This window comes from Paenibacillus prosopidis, assembly GCF_003337375.1.
Lineage (GTDB): Bacteria > Bacillota > Bacilli > Paenibacillales > Paenibacillaceae > Pristimantibacillus > Pristimantibacillus prosopidis.
In genome coordinates this window covers 18951-28327 of sequence record NZ_QPJD01000027.1, presented here as the reverse complement: position 1 = coordinate 28327, position 9377 = coordinate 18951, and the positions used below count along the sequence as shown (strand labels likewise).

General features: G+C 43.9%; 12 protein-coding genes. 10 read left to right on the top strand and 2 right to left on the bottom strand.

Going from position 1 to position 9377, the window contains the following annotated elements:
- The 3 genes from DFP97_RS31025 to resA all read left to right on the top strand — a co-directional run.
- The coding region (locus DFP97_RS31025) for a cyclophilin-like fold protein (RefSeq protein WP_245976639.1) at window positions 1-287 on the top strand (287 nt) is incomplete at its 5' end.
- A gap of 56 nt (window positions 288-343) precedes the next feature.
- The gene (locus tag DFP97_RS28585) at window positions 344-904 is read left to right on the top strand and encodes a cyclophilin-like fold protein (protein WP_114384073.1); all 561 of its coding nucleotides are present in this window, start codon (window positions 344-346) and stop codon (window positions 902-904) included.
- Window positions 901-1428: a thiol-disulfide oxidoreductase ResA gene (resA, locus tag DFP97_RS28580; RefSeq protein ID WP_114384072.1), complete on the top strand. Its 528-nt coding sequence runs from the start codon at window positions 901-903 to the stop codon at window positions 1426-1428. Before DFP97_RS28585 ends, resA begins: the two co-directional genes overlap by 4 nt.
- Before the next feature lie 393 nt (window positions 1429-1821).
- Here resA and DFP97_RS28570 read toward each other — a convergent pair whose 3' ends face one another.
- Window positions 1822-2367: a TetR/AcrR family transcriptional regulator gene (locus DFP97_RS28570; RefSeq protein ID WP_114384071.1), complete on the bottom strand. Its 546-nt coding sequence runs from the start codon at window positions 2365-2367 to the stop codon at window positions 1822-1824.
- A 184-nt stretch (window positions 2368-2551) separates the two neighbouring features.
- Here DFP97_RS28570 and DFP97_RS28565 point away from each other — a divergent pair, with 184 nt between their 5' ends.
- From DFP97_RS28565 to DFP97_RS28560, 3 genes are read left to right on the top strand one after another with little or no spacing between them, the layout of a single operon-like run.
- Window positions 2552-2929 carry an aldo/keto reductase gene (locus tag DFP97_RS28565; protein WP_245976638.1) on the top strand — a complete coding sequence of 126 codons (378 nt, stop codon included), beginning with the start codon at window positions 2552-2554 and terminating at the stop codon, window positions 2927-2929.
- Complete coding sequence (locus DFP97_RS31810) at window positions 2905-3075, top strand: hypothetical protein (protein ID WP_245976637.1); 171 nt, start codon at window positions 2905-2907, stop codon at window positions 3073-3075. Before DFP97_RS28565 ends, DFP97_RS31810 begins: the two co-directional genes overlap by 25 nt.
- 2 nt (window positions 3076-3077) lie before the next feature.
- Window positions 3078-3401, top strand: a complete 324-nt coding sequence (locus DFP97_RS28560) for a fibronectin type III-like domain-contianing protein (protein WP_114384070.1) — start codon at window positions 3078-3080, stop codon at window positions 3399-3401.
- A gap of 586 nt (window positions 3402-3987) precedes the next feature.
- Here DFP97_RS28560 and DFP97_RS28555 read toward each other — a convergent pair.
- The gene (locus DFP97_RS28555; protein WP_220271201.1) at window positions 3988-4434 is read right to left on the bottom strand and encodes a MerR family transcriptional regulator; all 447 of its coding nucleotides are present in this window, start codon (window positions 4432-4434) and stop codon (window positions 3988-3990) included.
- 225 nt (window positions 4435-4659) lie between these two features.
- Between DFP97_RS28555 and DFP97_RS28550 the strand changes: the two genes are divergently transcribed.
- The 4 genes from DFP97_RS28550 (at window position 4660) to DFP97_RS28540 (ending at window position 9281) form a co-directional block, all read left to right on the top strand.
- On the top strand, window positions 4660-5640 hold the full coding sequence (locus DFP97_RS28550; RefSeq protein ID WP_114384068.1) for an aldo/keto reductase: 981 nt from the start codon (window positions 4660-4662) through the stop codon (window positions 5638-5640).
- Between the two features lie 366 nt (window positions 5641-6006).
- Entirely contained in the window at window positions 6007-6987 is a 981-nt protein-coding gene (locus DFP97_RS28545) for an aldo/keto reductase (RefSeq protein WP_114384067.1), read from the top strand.
- Between the two features lie 63 nt (window positions 6988-7050).
- Window positions 7051-7212 carry a hypothetical protein gene (locus DFP97_RS31020; RefSeq protein WP_181873714.1) on the top strand — a complete coding sequence of 54 codons (162 nt, stop codon included), beginning with the start codon at window positions 7051-7053 and terminating at the stop codon, window positions 7210-7212.
- Window positions 7213-8231: 1019 nt separating this feature from the next.
- Complete coding sequence (locus DFP97_RS28540) at window positions 8232-9281, top strand: NAD(P)-dependent alcohol dehydrogenase (RefSeq protein WP_114384066.1); 1050 nt, start codon at window positions 8232-8234, stop codon at window positions 9279-9281.
- The last annotated feature ends 96 nt before the right edge of the window (window positions 9282-9377 follow it).

Sequence of the window (9377 nt, the reverse complement as noted above, 5' to 3'; positions counted from 1 at the left end):
AAGCATTGATTGCACAGTTGCCGATGACAGTCAATATGTCTGAACTGAACGGATTAGAGAAATTCTATGATTTACCGAGTGATCTGCCTGCTGAATCAACAGAAAGACCGGCATCGATCCGCGCAGGCGAAATTATGATTTGGTCCTCCAACACCTTGGTGCTTTTTTATAATACGTTTTCCAATTCAAACGAATACGTTAAAGTCGGATATATAGAGGACATCTCCGGTCTTGCATCGGCACTTGGGACAGGTAGCGTTCAGGCTACATTTTCCGTCAGTCAGTGATATTTATATAATGAAAATTCGAAAAAATCGATTAATTGGGCGGAGGAACAAACGATATGAGAAAAATATTATCAGTGGCTCTTGCTTTGGCGTTGATTTTCACTTCTGCAGCTTGTGGTGGAAATAACAGTGGGGGCTCTACTCCTGACACAGCTAGCCCCGATGAAGTACAAGAGGAGAACAGTCAAAATTCTATGGAAAACATTGCGAAGGAAGAACCTGCTGAACCAACTGTTCCTGCGTTACCCACGGAGGGAATGATTACCATGGATATCACAGTCGGTAATACAACTTTCACTGCAAAGATGTATGATAATGAAACAACAGAGGCATTGATTGCACAGTTGCCGATGACAGTCAATATGTCTGAACTGAACGGATTAGAGAAATTCTATGATTTACCAAGTGATCTGCCTGCTGAATCAACAGAAAGACCGGCATCGATCCGCGCAGGCGAAATTATGATTTGGTCCTCCAACACCTTGGTGCTTTTTTATAATACGTTTTCCAATTCAAACGAATACGTTAAAGTCGGATATATAGAGGACATCTCCGGTCTTGCATCGGCACTTGGGACAGGTAGCGTTCAGGTTACATTTTCCGTCAGTGACAGATGAAGAACAAAAAGACTAGATTTATTCTTCGCTTGAGTCTGTTGCTTATTATGATTTCAGCCATAACTTACACGCTCTATCAACATTTCTTTACTGAAAGAAATCGGGTTCAGGTTGGCGATCAAGCACCTGATTTTGTACTTGAAGATATGGAAGGAAATAAAGTTCAGCTATCAGACTTAAAGGGACGAGGCGTTTTTTTGAATTTCTGGGGGACATGGTGTGAACCATGCGAGCAGGAAATGCCTTATATGGAGAGACAATATAATCAATATAAAAATCTTGGTGTAGAAATATTAGCTGTTAATGTTGCGGAAAGTGACGTTGCCATTGAATCTTTTGTTAAAAAACATGGACTCACATTTCCTGTTCTAAAAGATAAAGATCGAGCAGTTACCGATGCTTATGATATTACCCCGATCCCAACTACATTCTTAATTGATAACAATGGAAAAGTTCTAGAGGTTATAACCGGTACTATGACTGAAAGGGATATAGCAAATTACATGGAATTAATAAAACCATAATAATGTTCCCACAGAACCCGAACGGCCAGCTCCAACTGTTCTAGCACTACCAGAGGGGGAGAAAATGTTTACCATGAATATCATAGTAGGTAATACGACTTTCACTGCAAAGCTGTATGATAATGAAACAACAAGGGTAATACGTTTTCCAATTCATACGGTGGTTACGATAAACTCGGATATATAGAGGACATCTCCGGTCTTACATCGGCACTTGGGACTGGGAGCGTTCAGGTCACATTTTCCATTATTGACTAATGAAGCAGCTTACATTTGGGTACATTATACGTCGTATTAGTAGGATTACTATACGTTTTGTTACGGAAAGGATAATTATCATTAAACAACGAGAGCGCCCTAAAAATTTAGAGGACGCTCTTGTTATACATGGATTTACAAACTTCTCTCTAACAAGGCCCCAACTTGTTTGGCCATTACTTGAGGCGGATATGGCATACCATCCCTGATCCACCATTCAATTACGCCTACATAAGCGGTCCCAGCATATTGCAACATAACATCTTCACTTAAATCGATATTTCTTCCGCTTGCTTTGTCAATCTCACCTTTGAATCCTTCCATAATAAAATCAAGTAACCGTGTTCTAAAAGATGGGGCCCCTTTACTCGCTAACATAGTCGAAAAGAATAAATAGTTTTTCTCAAAGTATTCAAAAAAAGGCACAAGAGCATTGCTCCAATCCAGCTTGCATGCCCATTCACCCATCTCCCCTAATTCATGAATGTGTGCTTCTATGAGTTTATCCAATAAATCAAATTTGTCCTGATAATGAAGATAAATTGTTCCACGGTTTATGTTTGCCCGGTCGGCAATATCCTGAATGGTTATTTCATCGAAGTTTTTTTCAGTCATTAGCTCAATGACAGCCTTTTTCATCGATTCTTGTGTTTTAACAATTCTCCGATCCACTTTTGTCATCGTAAATTCACCAAGCTTTCTTAGATAATTAACATTTTCGAGTGATGTGTTGAGATATCAACATATCACGTTTAATGGAAAATGAAAATGATGCCGTTAGAGCGTCGAGGAATATCGGACAGCCGTTTAGCGCTAGGTTTTGCCGCAGCACTTCAACTTCTCGAAAAGGCATATCCTGCATTCGGTGGATGGAATATTAGAGCGGCTTGGCACACCATATTCGGACATGCTGCTGCTGCATCGCCCGGATCCGTTGATGGAGCCGGATGAAATCGCCGAAGCCTTCACGAAGCCGAAGCTGTCGGGCAAGGTACGCAACTTTGGCGTAGCGAATATGAGCCCGGGCCAAATTCGCTTCCTGCAAAGCGCATTGTCTGATCCATTCGTCGAAAACCAGCTGGAGATGAGCCTACTGCGTCATCACTGGGTCGATCCAGGCATTCACATTAACCAGAAAGCCAGCTTAAAGGATAACTTTCCTGAAGGGCTTATGGAATTTATGCAATGGAAAACATTCAGATTCAAGCATGGGGGCCGTTGGCTCAAGGCAGACTTTCAGTAAGAGCATCGGAGAACGCGACCGAAGCGAAAATGAAAACAGCAGCGCTCGTTCAGCAGACCGCCGATGAGAATGAGACGACACCTGAAGCGATCGTGCTCGCTTGGCTGATGAAGCATCCCGCCTTTAATATTTCCGTTAGATTCTGAGAATGGCCCAATTGCGCTGGTTAGCGATCGTAGATTCGGGTGTTGGACAGCGACCAGGTAAAGAGGTTGTACAACTTTATGTTGCACCACAAAATAGCAGCATCATTCGACCTATCAGGGAATTGAAGGATTTTGCAAAGTTTCATCTAAAAGTTGGAGAGACAAACCAGGTTATTTTTAGATTATCTAGCAGAGCTTATGCGTACTTCAATATAACCACGAAGGACTTCATTGTCGAAACAGGAACCTACGAAATACAAATTGGAAGGTCTTCAAGATATATCGTTCTAACAGAAAAAGCAGAAGTCATCGGAAAAAAATATTAAAAGAAGCCTTTACTATAGACAGTACATTCAGCGATATCATGAAACATCCATAAGGTCTTGAAATCCTAAGACAATTGTGGAAGAGTTTACTAAAGTCCTTGCAGGTAATGGAGCAGAGAATGAAGTGCTGGGAGAATGAAGTAAGAAGATGTTTGAATTGATGGTGGCAAATATGCCGCTTAGAAACATTGTATCTTTCGGAGGGACATTGGATTTTGAACAATGTCAGCAGATTCTTAACGCAGTGAATAGTTAAATAGAACTTAAATGATGCCTACTGGTCTTTGTAGGTGTTTGAAAATGTAAAACCCGCTTTATTGCGAACAGCTACATAATTCGGATTTTAAATGTAGCAGGCTTATGAAGCAAATAAAAAGGCAAATTAAATGAATAGTCTACTGCATCCAAGGAAAACGGGCAAACAGTCGCTATCGATCCTAAGTATGCTGTATACCCGTTTCGGTTGGCCTGATTGGTCACTATTTTAGATAATCCAAAGAAATAAGCTTCTCATCTTGCGAAAAAATCAGTTGTATTGAATAAATTGATCACTGTGATGCTGTGAAAAAGGAATACTTATCATATATCATAGATCAATTTTTCCTTTCAGCTGGCGTATTTCATCCGGCATGTCTTCCGGTTTCATGTTTTTAGGAACAGAAGTTGTTCCAGCAGCAACTGCGGTATCATAAAACCAACACTTATATTTGATCGTATCCAATGTTTTCTGCAGCGATTCAATCTGTTCCTCGACAAGCTCTTTTCTTTCATAGAACATATCGCGGCGCAGTTGGAGAGTGGAATTCCCCTCCATATACCAGTCGACAAACTGCTTGATCTCTTTAATTGGCATACCTGTGGCTTTCATACATTCAATCAGCCGAATCCACCCAAAATCCTTTTCCTTAAACATTCGTACACCACCCGCACTGCGTTCCACAAAGGGAATCAACCCTTCTCTGTCGTAGTACCGTAAAGTATACGGGGTTAATCGCATTTTCACCGCCGCTTCACTAATCGTATAGAGCATAATCCCACTCCTATAAGTTTTTTTATAAAAACTATTGACTTACAGTTAACTCTAAGTTGTATGCTGACAATATCAACACTTCCCGATTTTGTCAAGATGAGAAAAGGGAAGGAAATAAGAACGGCTTGAAACAAATAGGAGGTGATGAAATACCCTAGCTGGCAGAAAAAGATAATCACAAAGGTCACAAGAACTGGAAAAATGATTGAAATATAAGGAGAGATTGATATGAAGACAAGATTTTTGGGAAATGGATTGAAAACATCTGAAATTGGCATTGGTTGTATGGGATTAAACCATCATCGCGGACCAGCAAAGGATAGAAACGAAATGATCTCGGTAATTCATGCTGCCGTTGATTTGGGGGTCACTATGCTTGACACTGCGGAGGTTTATGGGCCGTATACAAATGAGGAATTGGTGGGCGATGCTTTGGTCGGTCGAAGAGATAAGGTTCTGCTTGCGACAAAAGGCGGACACAAATTCGGTGATCCTCAAGACGGGCTTGACAGCAGACCTGAATCTATTCGCAAAGCCTTAGAGGGGTCTTTACGCCGGCTTAAAACCGACTATATTGACCTATATTACATCCACCGTGTTGACCCAAAGGTCCCGATTGAAGACGTAGCGCTAGCGATGCAACAATTCAAGAAAGAAGGAAAAATAAGACACTGGGGACTTTCAGAAGCCGGATCAGAAACTATCCGCAGTGCTCATGCGGTTGAACCATTGACTGCGGTCCAAAACGAATATTCTATGTGGTGGCGAACTGTAGAAACCACCCTTTTTCCAACGCTGGAAGAACTGGGAATCGGAATGGTTGCTTATAGTCCCCTTGGGCGTGGATATCTAACCGGTAAACTCGACAAGAATATGTCTTTCAGCATAAACGATAACCGAGCAGAGCTGCCAAGATTTACGAAGGAAGCTATGGAAGCAAATCAAGTGGTCATTGATTACATAGAAAAATTAGCAATGGAAAAGCAGGCAACTCCGGCTCAGATTGCATTAGCATGGGTATTAGCACAGAAACCCTGGATTGTGCCAATCCCAGGAACGACAAGGATCGAGAGGATTCAGGAAAACAATGCTTCAGCGGAAATCATTTTCACCGAAAGTGAGCTCAAACAAATAAATAATGCTTTAAGCAAAATGAAAATAGTTGGTGACCGCTACCCCGCTTCTCAGCAAAACAAGATCGGAAGATAGTGAATCTTGCCTCTTTAACAAAAAACTGCCGGTACAATATCATCACTATGTCTGGAGGGATCAAAGATTAACAAATCAACGCCCACCGATGCACTTGTGCCGGCGGATCAGCCATTGATTATGGCCGCAGATTACAGGAGCTGGGCTTGGAATACGAGCTGCATGTGTTCCAGTTCGGGCCGCACTGCATGAGCGTTTATAACAATCTGTCCAGCTGCAATAATCCAGCAGAGCCAAGGGGAAGAAAAAAATGTGGGCTTGTGGGTGCAGATGTGTACGAACTGGCTTAATGAGTTTTTCAATATCTAGGGGTCGGTGTAAAGGAACTGGTCCCATCACAAAAATCAGAAAGAGAGGAATTGTCAAATGGATTACGTCAAGTTGGGAAACTCGGGGATGGATGTATCGCGGATTTGCCTTGGCTGCATGAGCTTTGGTGATGAAACACGGCGGCATAGCGAATGGCTGCTGAATGAGGAACAAAGCCTTGCCATCGTCAAAAAAGCCCTTGATCTGGGAATTAACTTTTTCGATACTGCAAATGTGTATTCCGTCGGTTCGAGCGAGGAAATCATCGGCCGCGCTCTGAAGAAGTATGCAAACCGTGACGAAATTGTCCTTGCAACGAAGGTAAACGGGAAAATGCACGACGGACCGAACGGTGCGGGCCTTTCCCGAAAAGCTATTATGAGCGAGATCGATAAAAGTCTGAAGCGTCTGGAAACGGACTATGTGGATCTCTATATCATCCACCGCTGGGATTATGGCACACCGATTGAGGAAACCATGGCGGCAATGCATGATGTTGTGAAGGCCGGGAAGGTAAGGTATATCGGCGCTTCCGCGATGTACGCCTGGCAATTTCAGAAGGCATTGCATGTGGCAGAGAAAAATGGATGGACGAGATTTGTATCCATGCAGAACCACTATAACCTCATCTACCGGGAAGAGGAACGGGAAATGCTGCCCCTGTGCAGGGAAGAGAGGATCGCTTCAACCCCGTACAGCCCGCTAGCTTCGGGAAGGCTGTGCCGGGACTTATCGGTAACAACCAAACGCTATGAAACCGACCCCATGGCAAAGTTCAAATACGATTACGCTGCCGACATAGACAGGCCGGTGATCGAGCGGGTGGAGGAGTTGGCAGAAAAGCGAGGGCTTCTCCGTACGCAAATCGCTCTGGCCTGGCTGCTTCAGAAATCACCTGTTGTAGCCCCTGTTATCGGCGCAACGAAGATCAGCCATGTCGAAGATGCAGTGGCGTCTGTATCCGTTCAGCTGACGCCCGAGGAAGTTGCGTTTTTGGAAGAGCCGTATGTGCCCCACCGCATAGTCGGACACAATTAACCATAGCGGCAGCATGGAAAAGAAAATGCCTTCCCTACATCATGTCATGAAGAGGGAAGGGCAATGGGAGTGCGGCAGGTTATCGGTCGCGGTGCTTCGCTTTGGCTTTCTGTCGGGCAAGCTCTCGGCGGCGTTCCTTGTCCGCTTCTTTCTCTTCGCGGGTCAAGATTCGGCGTTCGCATTTGCGGTGTTTTTACGCTCAATTTTATCGTCTCTCGGAATTAGAGATGGTCTGAAGGGGGAATCAGAAAAAGCAACTTAACGGGACTGGTAAAAATAGCAAAAGCTTGCTTTCGAAAAATGCCACTCCGAATCTGAAGCGCATCACCATGCTCTTTTCGAATTGTTATTTGTAGCAGAGACGCTTTTGTCGGTGGCGCTAAATGGTTCGTGGCCTCTTCCACACTCGTTCTCAGGTCCGTCTGATCACCCGTAAAGGTGTTAAGCGAATCTCTATTGATTGCGACATACAAGTGCAGCAATTTGCAGGCTTATTGAATTGTTTTGGCCAGAGCATTGTAGGCTCTTTCTTTGGGCTGCACCAAAACCAGAGAATTACCAGGTGCTATTAAGAACTGCATAACTCATGTATTTGGTTATTAACTTGCCTCCAAAAAATAGAGCAATAACTGAGCACGTGGTGGCAATCAGCCATGCTTTCCCAACCATGGAGTCTGGTGCCCCCAGTTCGAAATAAGGGGAGCATCGAATCATACATTCGATGAGAGACGGATAAAAACAAGACTAAAACTAAAAAAAGCAAAAATCTTTTGTTGGTAAATAGAAGTTTCAAGCTTTCTTAGTGACAGGTTTAGCGTGAGCCTGAGCGTCTGGGAGCAGGTTTAATGATTTCGTTTACCGCAACCGTTTCAGCTGTGCTAATCGCATAAGCTGCTGCATCGGCAACAGCACATTATTAATCTAACCATGACGCTATCAATGGTTAGATGAACCCAATTCGTCGATTACTCAACAGAGTAATCAAAATTTTTTATCTCCGATCCACTTTAGCCATCGTAAATTCACCAAGCTTTCTTAGATAATTAACATTTTTGAGTGCTGTGTTGAAATATAAACAAATTGCGTTTTTTTAACCATTGTATTTACATTTCTTAATCCTATAATAATAGACATGGGTTGAATAAACATTCTCTTTTGTTTATGCACTTGGTGTTTACTTTGGTTTGCTGCTTTGAAAAATATATTATATTTTAACCAATACATGAATTACAGGAGGTTACACTATGATTACTGCTAATGCACGCGCTACATTCAGTCCAGAAGGTCCGTTCAAACTAACCACGATAGAACGCAGGGATCTTGAGCCGCATGATGTACTCATTGAGATTAAATACGCTGGTATTTGTCACTCTGACATCCATACCGCTCGCGGCGATTGGGGACCGGTAAACTATCCTCTCGTTCCAGGGCACGAGATCGCCGGATTTGTCACTCAAGTCGGTTCGGAAGTCACAAAGTTTGTCGTTGGCGACCGGGTAGGGGTAGGCTGTATGGTGGACTCCTGCCGAGAGTGCAATAACTGCCGTAAGGGAGTGGAGCAGTATTGCCTCAATGGAATGACGGGAACCTATGCAGCCATCGACAGGTACGGGCAATATACACAAGGCGGTTATTCTACGCACATCGTCGTAACGGAAGATTTTGTGGTAAGAATCCCTGACGGCATTGAGCTTGACGCTGCCGCTCCTTTGTTGTGTGCTGGCATCACAACATACTCGCCGCTGCGTCATTGGGGGGCTGCTCCAGGCAAGAAAGTAGCTGTTGTCGGACTTGGCGGGCTTGGACACATGGCTGTGAAGTTTGCTCACGCTATGGGAGCAGAGGTTACGGTCTTATCGCAAACCTTAAAGAAGAAAGAAGACGGTTTGCGGCTTGGCGCGGACCATTATTATTCCACAAGCGATTCAGAGACGTTTAAGATACTGGCCGGTTCGTTCGATCTCATCGTGAATACAGTGAGCGCGGAGATCGATCTTAATGCCTACCTTTCATTGCTGGCTGTGGATGGCACTTTGGTCAACGTCGGTGCACCATCGGAGCCGTTGCCCGTTCACGTATTCTCGCTGATCCCTCATCGTCGGTCGTTTGCCGGATCAGCAATTGGAGGAATCCGCGAAACACAGGAAATGCTTGACTTCTGCGCTGAACACCACATTGTTCCCGAAATCGAGGTTATTTCCGCCAACCAGATTGATGAAGCCTGGGAGCGCGTACTAGCTTCTGATGTCCGGTATCGATTTGTGATCGACATCAGCACGATGGCGAATGAATAACGAGTAATCCTAGCAAAACCTTAGGGGCACGCCTATACTGGTGTGCCTCTTAACTATCATGGGAAGTTCATTGCGGGGGGAGGTATTTGGCTTATT